The 13,778-nt window shown below is 64.0% G+C and carries 9 protein-coding genes; all 9 read left to right on the forward strand.

Annotated features, from left to right (window positions below; translation table 11 throughout):
• The first annotated feature begins 7 nt into the window (after positions 1–7).
• The 9 genes from NKI58_RS14580 to NKI58_RS14620 all read left to right on the forward strand — a co-directional run bounded on the left by NKI58_RS14580 (position 8) and on the right by NKI58_RS14620 (position 13,711).
• A complete protein-coding gene (locus tag NKI58_RS14580) occupies positions 8–2,320 on the forward strand; it encodes a Tex family protein (RefSeq protein WP_352853427.1) in 2,313 nt (770 codons plus the stop codon).
• A gap of 242 nt (positions 2,321–2,562) precedes the next feature.
• Positions 2,563–3,753, forward strand: a complete 1,191-nt coding sequence (locus NKI58_RS14585; RefSeq protein ID WP_352853428.1) for an acyl-CoA dehydrogenase — start codon at positions 2,563–2,565, stop codon at positions 3,751–3,753.
• A gap of 450 nt (positions 3,754–4,203) precedes the next feature.
• A complete protein-coding gene (locus NKI58_RS14590) occupies positions 4,204–7,575 on the forward strand; it encodes a transglutaminase family protein (RefSeq protein ID WP_352786998.1) in 3,372 nt (1,123 codons plus the stop codon).
• 6 nt (positions 7,576–7,581) lie between these two features.
• Positions 7,582–9,993: a circularly permuted type 2 ATP-grasp protein gene (locus NKI58_RS14595; RefSeq protein ID WP_352454108.1), complete on the forward strand. Its 2,412-nt coding sequence runs from the start codon at positions 7,582–7,584 to the stop codon at positions 9,991–9,993.
• A 7-nt stretch (positions 9,994–10,000) separates the two neighbouring features.
• A complete protein-coding gene (locus NKI58_RS14600) occupies positions 10,001–10,885 on the forward strand; it encodes a transglutaminase family protein (protein ID WP_352448166.1) in 885 nt (294 codons plus the stop codon).
• Positions 10,886–11,003: 118 nt separating this feature from the next.
• Positions 11,004–12,170 carry a DNA topoisomerase IB gene (locus NKI58_RS14605; protein ID WP_352786999.1) on the forward strand — a complete coding sequence of 389 codons (1,167 nt, stop codon included), beginning with the start codon at positions 11,004–11,006 and terminating at the stop codon, positions 12,168–12,170.
• A 217-nt stretch (positions 12,171–12,387) separates the two neighbouring features.
• Positions 12,388–12,918, forward strand: a complete 531-nt coding sequence (locus NKI58_RS14610) for a dihydrofolate reductase family protein (RefSeq protein ID WP_352586615.1) — start codon at positions 12,388–12,390, stop codon at positions 12,916–12,918.
• Positions 12,919–13,103: 185 nt separating this feature from the next.
• A complete protein-coding gene (locus NKI58_RS14615) occupies positions 13,104–13,433 on the forward strand; it encodes a type II toxin-antitoxin system RelE/ParE family toxin (RefSeq protein ID WP_352586617.1) in 330 nt (109 codons plus the stop codon).
• Positions 13,430–13,711: a helix-turn-helix domain-containing protein gene (locus tag NKI58_RS14620; protein WP_352586619.1), complete on the forward strand. Its 282-nt coding sequence runs from the start codon at positions 13,430–13,432 to the stop codon at positions 13,709–13,711. The genes NKI58_RS14615 and NKI58_RS14620 overlap by 4 nt, the downstream gene beginning before the upstream one ends.
• Positions 13,712–13,778 lie beyond the last annotated feature (67 nt).

Consider the following 13,778-nt stretch of genomic DNA (forward strand, 5'->3'; position numbering starts at 1 on the left):
GACCGACATGGCAGCCGACATCAAGCGCATCGCAACCATCATAGCCGCCGAGATCGCCGCGCGGCCCGAACAGGCTGCGGCGGCGATCGGCTTGCTCGACGACGGCGCGACCGTGCCGTTCGTGGCGCGCTACCGCAAGGAGGTCACCGGCGGCCTCGACGACACGCAGCTGCGCGACCTCGCCGAGCGGCTCGCCTATCTGCGCGAACTCGACGCGCGCCGCGACACCATCCTTGGTTCGATCCGCGAGCAGGGCAAGCTGACCGAGGAGCTCGAGGCAAAGATCGCTGCGGCCGGCACCAAGGCCGAACTCGAAGACATCTATCTGCCTTACAAGCCGAAGCGCCGCACCAAGGCCGAGATCGCACGCGAGCGCGGGCTCGGGCCTCTGGCGGAAGCTATTCTCGCCGACCGTACGGCTGTACCCGCCGAGCTGGCGCTCGCCTACATCAGCGAAGACGTCGTCGATACCAAGGCGGCGCTCGAGGGTGCGCGCGACATCCTGTCCGAACAGTTCGCCGAGAATGCCGATCTGGTCGGCAGATTGCGGACCTACATGAAGGAACGCGCCTTCCTGCGGTCGCGCGTCGTCGACGGCAAGCAGGAGGCGGGCGCGAAATTTTCCGACTATTTCGACCATGTCGAGCGCTGGGCCAACGTGCCGAGCCATCGCGCGCTGGCCATGTTGCGCGGCCGCAACGAGGAGTTTCTGTCGCTCGACATCGAGGTCGATGCCGATGATGCCTCGCCGGTGAAGCCGGTTGAGCGGATGATCGCCGATACCTACGCCATCGGCCGCCAGTTGCCGGGAGACCGCTGGCTGCTGGAGGTCGCCGGCTGGACCTGGCGCATAAAGCTGTCGCTGCACCTGACGCTCGATCTGATGCGCGATCTGCGCGAGCGGGCCGAAGAAGAAGCCATCCATGTCTTCGCCCGCAATCTCAAGGATTTGCTGCTTGCCGCGCCTGCCGGCTCGCGGCCGACGATGGGGCTCGATCCGGGCATTCGCACCGGCGTCAAGGTGGCGGTGGTGGACGGCACCGGCAAGCTGCTGGCGACGACGACGGTCTATCCATTCCCGCCGAAGAACGATGTCCGCGGCACGCAGGCCGAACTGGCCAAGCTCATCCGGCTGCACAAGGTCGAGCTGATCTCGATCGGCAACGGCACCGGCAGCCGCGAGACCGAAAGGCTGGTGGCCGACATGCTGGCTGATATGCCTGCCGGGTCCGGGCCGAAGCCGCTCAAGGTGATCGTCAGCGAAGCCGGCGCCTCGGTCTATTCCGCCTCGGCAACGGCGGCGGCGGAATTTCCCGGCCTCGACGTGTCGCTGCGCGGGGCAGTGTCCATCGCGCGGCGCCTGCAGGATCCGCTCGCCGAACTGGTCAAGATCGAGCCCAAGTCGATCGGCGTCGGCCAGTACCAGCACGACGTCGATCAGTACCGCCTCGGCCGCTCGCTGGAAGCGGTGGTCGAGGATGCGGTCAACGCCGTCGGCGTCGATCTCAACACGGCGTCAGCGCCGCTTCTGGCGCGGGTTTCGGGTCTCGGCGCATCGGTGGCCGAGGCGATCGTTGCGCATCGCGATGCCTCCGGCCCGTTCGCCAGCCGCCGCGAACTGTTGAAGGTCTCCCGCCTTGGACCCCGCGCGTTCGAGCAATGCGCCGGCTTCCTGCGCATTCCAAACGGCAGCGAACCGCTCGATGCCTCGGCCGTGCATCCGGAGGCCTATGGCGTGGCCAAGAAGATTGTTGCGGCCTGCGGGCGCGACGTCCGCTCGCTGATGGGCGACAGCGCCGCACTCAAGGCGCTCGATTCGCGCGTCTTCGTCGATGAGCGCTTCGGCCTGCCGACGGTGCGCGACATCCTGGCGGAGCTGGAAAAGCCCGGCCGCGATCCGCGCCCCGGCTTCAAGACCGCGACCTTCGCCGACGGCATCGACGACATCAAGGATCTGAAGCCCGGCATGCAGCTTGAAGGCACTGTCACCAATGTCGCCGCCTTCGGCGCCTTCGTCGATATCGGCGTGCACCAGGACGGACTGGTGCACGTCTCGCAACTGGCCGATCGGTTCATCAAGGACGCGCATGAGGTGGTTAAGGCCGGCGACGTGGTCAAGGTGCGTGTCGTCGACGTCGATATCAAGCGCAAGCGCATCGGTCTGTCGATGCGCAAGGATGGCGACGGTGGCGCACCGAAGCCGCGCGACAATGGCAGCAGGCCGGTGCCGCGCGCGCCCGCGCCCCAACACCAGCCGGAGCGGCCGGTGCAGCAGGGCGCGTTCGGCGCGGCTTTGGCCGATGCGTTGAAGCGGAAGTAATTTCGCGAGCCGGGCTGCGCCGCCAGGTCAGACGGCGGCGCTCGACATTGATGATCCATCACCAATGCTCATGGATCGGCGAAGCTATTTCGTTTGATTTTTTCAGGACGGGAGCCGATAAGCCGCGCGTTTCAAGATTTCTGTTTCGATGCAGGTCGTTATCTCCAAGCTGCCGAACACCCTCGGGTCAGGCCCGCGGGCAAGCTTTGGGCGACATGCATGAGTTTGGGAGACCGAGAGCCATGGCCGCCGACAAGAACGCATTCGTCTGGGATGATCCTTTCCTGATCGAGAACCAGCTTTCGGAGGACGAGCGCATGGTGCGCGATGGCGCCGCGGCGTTTGCTGCCGACAAGCTCGCTCCGAAGATCGAGGAAGCCTATCTCGAGGAGAAGACCGACGCCGGGATCTTTCGCGAAATGGGCGAGGCCGGTCTGCTCGGCATCACCATCCCGGAAGAATATGGCGGGCTCGGCGCCAACTACGTCACCTACGGGCTGGTCGCGCGGGAAGTGGAGCGGATCGACTCGGGCTATCGCTCGATGATGAGCGTGCAGTCGTCGCTGGTAATGTATCCGATCCATGCCTATGGCTCGGAAGAACAGCGCAGGAAATACCTGCCGAAGCTGGCGTCGGGCGAATGGATCGGCTGCTTTGGCCTGACCGAGCCGGATGCCGGTTCCGACCCGGGCGGCATGAAGACGCGGGCCGAAAAGACTGCGAACGGCTACAGGATCTCCGGCTCGAAGATGTGGATTTCCAATGCGCCGATCGCAGACGTGTTCGTCGTCTGGGCAAAATCGGCCGCGCATGGCAACGAGATTCGCGGCTTTGTCCTGGAAAAGGGCATGAACGGGCTGTCGGCGCCGAAGATCGGTGGCAAGCTGTCGCTGCGAGCCTCGATTACCGGCGAAGTGGTGATGGAAGGCGTCGAGGTCGGCGAAGACGCGCTGCTGCCCAACGTCTCGGGTCTCAAAGGGCCGTTTGGCTGCCTCAACCGGGCACGCTACGGAATTTCCTGGGGCGCCATGGGCGCGGCTGAGGATTGCTGGCACCGCGCCCGCCAGTATGGCCTCGACCGTAAGCAGTTCGGCAAGCCGCTGGCCGGCACGCAGCTTTTCCAGAAGAAGCTCGCCGACATGCAGACCGAGATCGCGCTCGGACTGCAGGGCAGCCTGCGCGTCGGGCGGCTGATGGACGAAGGCAAGATGGCACCGGAGATGATCTCGCTCGTCAAGCGCAACAATTGCGGCAAGGCGCTCGACATTGCCCGCCAGGCCCGCGACATGCATGGCGGCAATGGCATCCAGATCGGTTATCACGTCATGCGCCACGCCCAGAACCTGGAAACGGTCAACACCTACGAGGGCACCCATGACGTGCATGCGCTGATCCTCGGACGGGCGCAGACCGGGTTGCAGGCGTTCTTTTAGCATTGGCAGGTGTCCTCCGCTTCCAGGGCGCCACTGCCTGGCATCTCCCCTCGCAAGGCGGGAGATCGGCAATTTTCGCCGAACGGTGCCACATTTTGTTCTTGCTTTGTGCCGGCAGCTATGCTACTAATTTCGCTATGGTGCTAATTCGCACCGACGACCCGCTCACCGAGGCGGGTTTTTCTTTTCAGCTCTTTTCGACCAAGCATCTCGCGTGCTGCTGACATCAATGTCGGCGGGAAGCGCCCGGTGCTGACCCGCCGGCCTTCGGCTCTGCACCGTTGCAACGTCTTGCCGCCACGCCACGGAATTCCAGGGTCGGCGCTCCGTTTCGTGAAGCTGTGAAAGCTGCTTAATTTAGGTGCAGCGCAACATCTCTGCTTGGAGAATGGTCAGCATTCGTGTCAGGGTTCAGCGAACTCCTTTTGAAACGCCGACTTCAGGGGCACCATGGCAATTCTGGCAGCCGTCTATCACCTGACCCACTACAAATACGACCGGCCGGTCGTCTTGGGCCCGCAAGTCATAAGGTTGCAGCCTGCGCCGCATTCCCGCACCAAAGTGCTCAGCCATTCGCTGAAGGTCGGGCCGGCAAACCACTTCGTCAATTTGCAGCAGGACCCCTACGGCAATTTCCTTGCCCGTTTCGTCTTTCCCGAGCCGGTGACGGAGTTGAAGATCGAGGTCGATCTCGTTGCCGACATGACGGTCTACAATCCGTTCGATTTCTTCGTCGAGCCCTCGGCCGAGACGTTTCCGTTCGAATACCCCGAAGAGATCCGGGACGATCTGACCATCTACCGAACGCCGGAACCGGCGGGGCCGCTGTTGGAGGCATTCCTGAAAACCCTCGCGCGCCACCCGACCAACACCGTCAATTTTGTCGTCGACCTCAATGCGCGGCTGCAGCGCGAGATCGCCTATATCGTGCGCATGGAAACCGGCGTCTTCTCGCCCGAGGAAACGCTGGCCGCCGGCAAGGGGTCGTGCCGGGATTCCAGCTGGCTCCTGGTGCAGATACTGAGGAACCTCGGCATCGCCGCGCGTTTCGTCTCCGGCTACCTGATCCAGCTCAAACCCGACCTCGTTGCGCTCGACGGGCCGCCCGGCACGGCGACCGATTTCACCGACCTCCATGCCTGGTGCGAGGTGTATCTGCCGGGCGCCGGCTGGATCGGCTTCGACCCGACCTCCGGCCTGCTCACCGGCGAAAGCCATGTGCCGCTCGCGGCAACGCCGCATTTCCGCAATGCCGCGCCGATCTCCGGCATGGCGAGCTTCGCCAATGTCGAATTCGGCTTCGACATGCGGGTAGACCGCATCGCCGAGCATCCGCGCATTACCAAGCCGTTCTCCGACGAGAGCTGGCAGGCGCTGGACGCGCTGGGGGTCCAGGTCGATGCTGCGCTCCAGGCCGGCGATGTGCGGCTGACCATGGGCGGCGAGCCGACCTTCGTCTCGATCGACGATTTCGAGGCTGCAGAGTGGAACACCGCCGCCGTCGGGCCAACCAAACGCGAAAAGGCCGATGCGCTGATCCGCCGGCTGCGCGAACGCTTCGCGCCGGGCGGCTTCCTGCATTACGGACAGGGCAAATGGTACCCCGGCGAAAGCCTGCCGCGCTGGACCTTCTCGCTCTACTGGCGCACCGACGGCGAGCCGGTGTGGAGCGACCCGTCGCTGATCGCGCATGAAAAGAGCGAGGCGGATGTCGGACCGAAGCAGGCCGAAGGCCTGCTGACGGCGATCGCCGACGAACTCGGCATCGACAAGACGATGGTCAGCGAGGCCTATGAGGATCCGGCCGAGTGGCTGCTCAAGGAAGGCAAGCTGCCTGACAACGTCGATCCTTCCAATTCGAAGCTGGAGGATCCGGAGGAGCGCAGCCGCATGGCGCGGGTGTTCGAACGCGGGCTGACCAAGCCGTCGGGCTATGTGCTGCCCGTCCAGCGCTGGAACAGCCAGGCTTCCGGACCGCGCTGGCGCTCGGAGAAATGGAAGACGCGGCGCGGCAGGCTGTTCCTGGTGCCCGGCGATTCGCCGGTCGGCTACCGCCTGCCGCTCGGCACGCTGCCTTATGTGCCGCCGGCGCAGTTCCCCTATATCGTGCCGGTCGATCCGTCGCTGCCGCGCGGACCATTGGCGGCGCGCGAGGCGATTTTGCCCGGTTCTGCTTCTTCGCCGGCTGCGGCCGAACTGGAAGGCGCCGACGAAATGGCGCGACGCCAGCAGGCGGTCTCCTTTACGGCCGTTACCGGCCAGCAAGACCGCGTCGAACAGGAGATCACCGAGATCGGCGGCGCTGTGCGCACGGCCCTTTCGGTCGAGCCGCGCGACGGACGGCTTTGTGTGTTCATGCCGCCGGTCGAGGCGCTGGAGGACTATCTCGAACTGGTGGCGGCGGCTGAGAACGCGGCAAGGGCGATCGGCCTGCCGGTGCATATAGAGGGCTACGGCCCGCCGCACGATCCGCGCCTCAACGTCATCCGTGTCGCACCCGATCCCGGCGTCATCGAGGTCAATATCCACCCCGCCGCGAATTGGCAGGATTGCGTGGCGACGACCACGGCGATCTACGAAGAGGCGCGGCAGACGCGGCTTGGCGCCGACAAGTTCATGATCGACGGCCGCCACACCGGCACCGGCGGCGGCAACCACGTCGTCGTCGGCGGCGCGACACCCAATGACAGTCCGTTCCTGCGCCGCCCCGACCTGTTGAAGAGCCTGGTGCTGCAATGGCAGCGACATCCGTCGCTGTCCTACCTTTTCTCCGGCCTGTTCATCGGCCCGACCAGCCAGGCGCCGCGCTTCGACGAGGCGCGCCACGATTCGCTCTACGAACTCGAAATCGCGATGGCGCAGGTGCCACATCCGGACAAGGGCGCGGCACCCCTGCCGTGGCTGGTCGACCGGCTGTTCCGCAACCTTCTGACCGACGTGACGGGCAATACGCATCGCTCGGAAATCTGCATCGACAAATTGTTTTCGCCGGACGGGCCGACCGGCCGGCTCGGGCTGGTCGAATTCCGCGGCTTCGAGATGCCGCCCAACGCGCGCATGAGCCTGGCGCAGCAATTGCTGGTGCGCGCCATCATCGCCCGGGCCTGGAAGAACCCGCTCGACGGCCGCTTCGTGCGCTGGGGCACCTCGCTGCACGACCGTTTCATGCTGCCGCATTATGTCTGGGCGGATTTTCTCGACGTGCTGGACGACCTCAAGCTGAACGGCTTTGCGTTCCGTCCGGAATGGTTCGACGCCCAGCTCGAATTCCGCTTCCCGTTCTGCGGCGAGGTCCAGCATGCCGGCGTCAAGCTGGAGCTCAGGCAGGCGCTCGAGCCGTGGCACGTGATGGGCGAGCAAGGCGCGATCGGCGGCACCGTACGCTTTGTCGATTCCTCCGTCGAAAGGCTGCAGGTGAAGACCGATGGGCTCAACCCGGAGCGTCACGCCGTCGTCTGCAACGGCCGCGTAGTGCCGATGAAGGTGACCGACAACCGCGAGATCGCAGTGGCCGGCGTGCGCTTCAAGGCCTGGCAGCCGGCGTCGGGCCTGCATCCGGCGCTACCGGTCAACACCCCGCTGGTCTTCGACATCTATGACCGCTGGTCGGGCCGCGCGGTCGGCGGCTGCGTCTACCATGTGGCACATCCCGGCGGGCGCAGCTACGACACCTTCCCGGTCAACGGCAACGAAGCGGAGGCGCGGCGGCTCGCCCGCTTCGAACCACGTGGCCATACGCCGTCCAGCTATGTGCTGCGCAACGAAGAAGCCTCTGAAGATTTCCCGATGACCCTTGACCTTCGGCGGCCGCAAAGACTCTGATCAGCCATGGCGAAGGGGAATCACAAAAGGCTGCGCAGCAAGCCGCAAACCCACAGTCTGCTGGAGCACTATCAGCCGATCGAAGGCGTCGTCGACGAGATGGTCGATGCGTCGGGCAATCCGCGGCCGGCGTGGCGGCACTTCATCGAGGCGCTGGAGGACCTGGGTCCGGAAAAGCTTGCCCAGCGCTTCGCCCGCGCCGACCAGTACCTGCGCGATGCCGGCGTCTATTACCGCGTCTACGACAAGGCCGGCGCCAACGAGCGGGAATGGCCGCTGGCGCATGTGCCGCTGCTGATCGAGGAGCAGGAATGGGCTGGTATCAGCGCCGGCCTGGTCCAGCGCGCCGATCTGTTCGAGGAGACCATCGCCGACATTTACGGTCCGAACCGGCTGGTCGAGAAAGGCATTCTACCGGCCGGATTGATCGCGGCCAGCCCCGAATATTTGCGGCCGGTCGTCGGCACCAGGCCGGCCAGCGGCCATTTCCTGCATTTCTGCGCCTTCGAGCTCGGTCGTGGCCCGGACGGCCGCTGGTGGGTGCTTGGCGACCGCACACAGGCGCCGTCGGGCGCCGGCTTCGCGCTGGAGAACCGCGTCGCCACTACGAGGGCGCTGTCCGACATCTACGGCGAGATGCATGTGCACCGCCTGGCCGGCTTCTTCCGTCGCTTCCGCGACGCGCTGATCGGCATGGCCAAGCAAGCCGGCGGCCGTGTCGCCATCCTGACGCCGGGACCGCTGAACGAAACCTATTACGAACATGCCTATATCGCCCGCTATCTCGGCATCATGCTGCTCGAGGGCGAGGACCTGACCGTCTCGGGCGGCAGGCTGATGGTGCGCACGGTTTCGGGGCTGATGCCGGTGAGCGTCTTGTGGCGGCGGCTCGACGCCGCCTTTGCCGATCCGCTTGAATTGCGGCCGGACTCGCAGATCGGCACGCCGGGGCTGGTCGAAGCGGTCCGGCAAGGGGCGGTTTCGGCCGTCAATGCACTGGGTTCCGGCCTGATGGAGACGCGCGCGCTGCTCGCCTTCCTGCCGAAGATTTCGCGCGCCCTGCGCAATGAGGAACTGCTGCTGCCGACGGTCGCGACATGGTGGTGCGGGCAGGAGACGGAGCGTGAGCATGTGCTCGCCAATATCGATAGCATGGTGATCGGCCCGGCGCTGTCGACGCGGCTTGCCTTCGAGGACGACGGCTCGACCAAGCTCGGGTCAGCGCTGTCGGTCGAGGAACGGGCCGAACTCGTCGCCAGGATCGAACGGGACGGCGGCGACTTCGTCGGCCAGGAAGCGGTGACGCTGTCGACCACGCCTGTCTATGTCGGCGGCTGGCTGGAGCCGCGGCCGGCAAGCCTGCGCGTCTATCTGGCGCGGACGCCGGAAGGCTGGACGGTGATGCCGGGCGGCTTTGCCCGTGTCGGCTTCTCGCTCGACCCGACCGCCATCGCCATGCAGCGCGGCGGCCAGGCGGCGGATGTCTGGGTGGTCAGCGACAGGCCGGTCGAGCGCGAGACGCTGCTGCCGCAGGAGCACGACAGCTTCACCCGAACCTTGCCCGGCAGCCTGCCCAGCCGCGCGGCTGAGAACCTGACATGGCTCGGCCGCTATATCGAGCGGTCGGAAGACACGGTGCGCATCCTGCGCGCCTACCATGTGCGGCTGGCCGAGACATCCGATCCCGAGATGCCGCTGCTCGCCGATATCAGCGACTATCTCGCGCCGTTCGGCATCGACGTCGAGACGGCAATCCCATTGGGGCTCATCGGCACGCTGGACAGCGCCGTTTACAGCGCCGGGCAGATCCGTGACCGCTTCTCGCCCGATGGCTGGCTGGCATTGAAGGATCTGTCGAAGACCATCCATCAATTTGCCGCGACAGTGGCGCCGGGCGACGACGCGACAAGGGCAATGACGGTCATCCTGCGCAAGCTGGCCGGGTTTTCCGGCCTGCTGCACGAGAACATGTACCGCTTTGCCGGCTGGCGTTTCCTGGAAATCGGCCGCAGGCTCGAACGCGGCATCCAGATCGCCCGCACGCTCGCCCGGCTGACCGGAGCCCAGGCGCCGGAAGGCGCGCTCGACATGATGCTGGAGATCGGCGACAGCGTCATGACGCACCGTCGGCAATATCCGGTGCAGGCGGGGCGGCGCACGGTGGTCGACCTTCTGGCGCTCGATCCGCTCAACCCGCGCTCAATCCTTTTCCAGCTCGAACGGCTGAAAGCCGAAATCGCGCTGCTGCCCGCTGTCGGCGCTGAAGGCCATATGTCGCCGGCGGCCAAGGAAATCCTGCAGCTCAACACGTCGATCGCCATCAAGGAGCCCTCGGACATGACGGCCAAGGCCCTCGGCGATCTCGCCAATGAAATCGGCGGGCTCTACAACAGCCTCGCCAAAGCCTATTTCGGGTAGAGACAGCATGCTCTACGACATCAGGCTTCACCTGCGTTACGACTATGATGCGGCGGCCGGCGGCGGCCGCCATCAAGTGCGCGTGCTGCCGCCGACCATCCCTGGCGTGCAGCGCGTCATCGCCGCTTCACTGTCTTTTGTGCCGGCGCCCAGCGAACGGTCCGACTTTTCCGACTTTTTCGGCAACAGTGTCACCTCGATCGCCTTTCGTGACGCGCATGATGCGCTCGACATCAGGATGAGCGCGCGTGTTTCAGTGTCGCGGCCCGAACCCGGGCTCGACGTATCGCCGGACATACGCCGGCTGAGGGAAGAACTCGGCGCAGTGCACTCGCTGGCGCCGGCTTCGCCGCATCACTTTCTGGCCGCCAGCGATCATGCCGGCATCGACGCGGCAATCACTGCCTATGCGAAAGGCAGTGCCGGCAGTTCGACAGTCGGCACGGCCATGGCTCTGTGCAACCGCATTCACCGCGATTTCACCTATGACGGCGAGGCGACCACCGTGCAGACGCGGGCCAGCGACGCCTTTGGCCTGAAGCGCGGCGTCTGCCAGGATTTTTCCCACATCATGATCGCCGGCCTGCGCGGCCTCGGTATTCCCGCGGGCTATGTCAGCGGGTTCCTGCGCACCATCCCGCCGCGCGGGAAGCCGCGGCTCGAAGGCGCCGACGCCATGCACGCCTGGGTCAAGGTGTGGTGCGGGCGCGATGCCGGCTGGCAGGAATTCGATCCGACCAATGGCATGCGGGCAAGCAACGACCATATCACGGTCGGCTACGGCCGCGATTACTCCGATGTGGCGCCGATCGTCGGCGTGCTGAAAACCACTGGTGGACAGGTCGGCGAGCAGGCGGTCGACGTCATTCCGGTCGTGCTCGAAAAGGCGTGACGACGCACGTCTTCGTTGCACGGCGACGTCGATAGGCTGTTCTGGAACCAAGAGATCAAGAGGCGTTGGAACCCGCAGCCGGCAAGCGGCTTATCTACGGAAATTCCGTGGAGAGGACATGCTGGACAAATCCGGGTCGTCGTCTGGCCAATCGGCTGTGAGGAAAGCTGCACCAAAAAACGGGGTGCCGCAGAACGGAGCGCTGGAGAACGGCGCGCAAGCCTCGGCCGTTCGGGCCTCGCTCAACTATGTCACCGACACTGAACCCGGTATTCGCCGGCTGCGTTCGGGCAAAGGGTTCTCGTACAAAGGACCCGACGGGCGGATTGTCGACGGGGAGGCGCTGGCACGCATCAAGGCGCTCGCCATTCCACCGGCCTGGACGGATGTGTGGATCTCGCCAGACCCCGATGGTCATATCCAGGCGACCGGTCGGGACCAGCGCGGACGCAAACAATACCGCTATCACCCGCACTGGGCGGAGGAGCGTGACGGCGTCAAATATTCGAGCCTGATCGCCTTCGCCGAAAGCCTGCCCGAACTGCGGCGGCAGATCGACGTCGATTTGCGCCGTCACGGCCTACCGCTGGAACGCGTCGTTGCGGCTATCGTCTGGCTGCTCGACAACACGATGATCCGTGTCGGCAATGCCGCCTATGCCCGCGACAACAAGAGTTTTGGGCTGACCACGCTGCGTGACCGCCATGTCGACATCAAGGGCTCGAGCCTGCGCTTTGCCTTCATCGGTAAATCCGGCAAGGAATGGAGATTGAAGCTTGTCGATCGCCGGATTGCCAAGGTCGTGCGTGGAGCGCAGGACCTGCCGGGCCAAAAACTGTTCCAGTATCTCGACGAGGACCGAAACAGGCATCCGGTGCGCTCAGACGACGTCAACCGCTATATCAGGGAGAACGCCGGAGCGGAGTTCAGCTCCAAGCACTTCAGAACCTGGGGCGGCACCATCCATGCGGCGTCGCTGTTTGCGCAAACCGAACGTCCGGAAAGCCAGGCGCAGCAAAAGAGGGTGATGAACAGTGTCATCGACAAGGTTGCCGATCGGCTCGGCAACACACGCGCGGTTTGTCGCCAATGCTACATCCATCCGGAAGTGTTCCGCGCCTGGTCCGAAGGACGGCTGCTGGACGAAATGGCGGATGCCAACAAAGGCAAGCGCTCGATCGCCGGGCTCGACGACGAGGAGGCCCTGGTCTTGAGATGGCTGAAGGCAAGAGAGGCTGACGCCGGGACCCACCTCTCAACCGAAATGTGGAAACCAAGCAGATAGAGGTGCCGAATCCGTTTGCAGCATTGGTGTGCTGGGCGATCTTCTTGCCGAAAATATCCTCGTGCGGCATTCTGCGCACCCGATTGTAGCAAAATGTCCCATTTTGCGGCGTCGCAAAATTCAATCGCAAAACTGTCGCTTTAATCGGGATTTTCGCGACAAAGGAATGACGCAGTAGGGTGGCCATCATACCCTGACCGGCACGGAAACTTACGGCATGGCGAAGCTCGTTTTTGGAATGAACCTCTCCCTCGACGGTTATGTCGACCATCAGGAATTTGGACCTGATCCTGCTCTCTTTCGTCATTGGATCGACCACGTCCGCGACCTGACAGGCAGCATTTACGGTCGACGCATGTATGAAGTCATGCGCTATTGGGATGACAACCATCCTGAGTGGACCCCCGAGCAACGCGACTTCGCGATGGCGTGGCGAAGCCAGCCGAAATGGGTCGTGTCCCGCTCGTTGAAGTCGGTCGGCCCTAACGCAACGCTTGTCATGGATGACGTCGAGGTGGCAATACGCGGGCTAAAGACCCAGCTTACAGGGGAGATTTCCGCTTCCGGACCGGAGTTGGCGCAAAGCCTGACTGACCTAGGTCTGATCGACGAATACCGTCTTTACCTTCACCCAGTGGTGCTTGGTCACGGCAAGCCCTTCTTCACCGGTCCTCGGCCGCCGCTCCGCCTTGTGGCCAGCGATCGGGTCGGCGGGGAGGTCATCAGGTTGACTTACGTTCCTGCCTGACCACGGATTGCGCCGACCGTCATGGCCGCTTCGAGGTCGAAAGCCGCTGTCTTCGTGTCGCGAAAATCCTGGCTTTTGCACTATTTGCATCCAGATCTGGGTGCGGCAAGGTGACAAGTAGCCCTTGATGCAGCCCGAAGAAAAGAGGCTTGCGGCGACTATACAAATTTTTGTATAGTCGCCGCATGAAAATGCTCAAGTTCCGGGGCAGCGCCCTCAATGATCTGCGCGCTTTCCCGAACTCGGCACGGCGCGAAGCGGGCTACCAGCTCGACAAGGTACAGAATGAGCAACCTCCAACCGACTGGAAGCCAATGGCGACAATCGGGAAGGGTGTGCAGGAGATCAGGATTCGGGACGAAGCCGGCGCCTTCCGGCTGATCTACATCGCCAAAGTCGCCGATGCGGTCTACGTGCTGCATTGCTTTCAGAAGAAAACGCAGAAGACCAGCAAAATGGATCTGGACCTGGCGGCGAAACGCTACGGCGATCTGATGAAGGAGTTAGGCCAATGAGCAACGAGACTTTTGCAAGCGTGTGGGACGCCATCGAAGACACCCCCGCCGAAGCAGAGAACATGAAGCTCCGCTCCACACTGATGATGGCGCTGGAACAGCATATCCGGGCAAAGGGCTGGACGCAGGTCGAAGCCGCGCGCCATCTCGGCGTGACGCAGCCCCGCGTGTCCGATCTCCTGCGCGGTAAGATCAACCTGTTCGCCCTCGACACCCTCGTCAACATGGTGGTCGCGGCCGGACTGCATGTTGAAATGCGCGTTCTGCAATCTGCCTAATCGGCATTTGCCGGTTATTTTGTCGCTTCAATCGGGAATTTCGCGATACGGCAAGATCGCGGAAGGT

It is taken from the genome of Mesorhizobium sp. M0522, assembly GCF_040321085.1.
Taxonomy (GTDB): Bacteria; Pseudomonadota; Alphaproteobacteria; order Rhizobiales; family Rhizobiaceae; genus Mesorhizobium.

Bases quoted from the DNA above. Each gene is read 5' to 3' on its own strand.
- NKI58_RS14590 (WP_352786998.1), top strand. From the start codon at position 4,204: ATGGCAATTCTGGCAGCCGTCTATCACCTGACCCACTACAAATACGAC.
- NKI58_RS14585 (WP_352853428.1), top strand. From the start codon at position 2,563: ATGGCCGCCGACAAGAACGCATTCGTCTGGGATGATCCTTTCCTGATC.
- NKI58_RS14620 (WP_352586619.1), top strand. From the start codon at position 13,430: ATGAGCAACGAGACTTTTGCAAGCGTGTGGGACGCCATCGAAGACACC.
- NKI58_RS14610 (WP_352586615.1), top strand. From the start codon at position 12,388: ATGGCGAAGCTCGTTTTTGGAATGAACCTCTCCCTCGACGGTTATGTC.
- NKI58_RS14595 (WP_352454108.1), top strand. From the start codon at position 7,582: ATGGCGAAGGGGAATCACAAAAGGCTGCGCAGCAAGCCGCAAACCCAC.
- NKI58_RS14580 (WP_352853427.1), top strand. From the start codon at position 8: ATGGCAGCCGACATCAAGCGCATCGCAACCATCATAGCCGCCGAGATC.
- NKI58_RS14605 (WP_352786999.1), top strand. From the start codon at position 11,004: ATGCTGGACAAATCCGGGTCGTCGTCTGGCCAATCGGCTGTGAGGAAA.
- NKI58_RS14615 (WP_352586617.1), top strand. From the start codon at position 13,104: ATGAAAATGCTCAAGTTCCGGGGCAGCGCCCTCAATGATCTGCGCGCT.
- NKI58_RS14600 (WP_352448166.1), top strand. From the start codon at position 10,001: ATGCTCTACGACATCAGGCTTCACCTGCGTTACGACTATGATGCGGCG.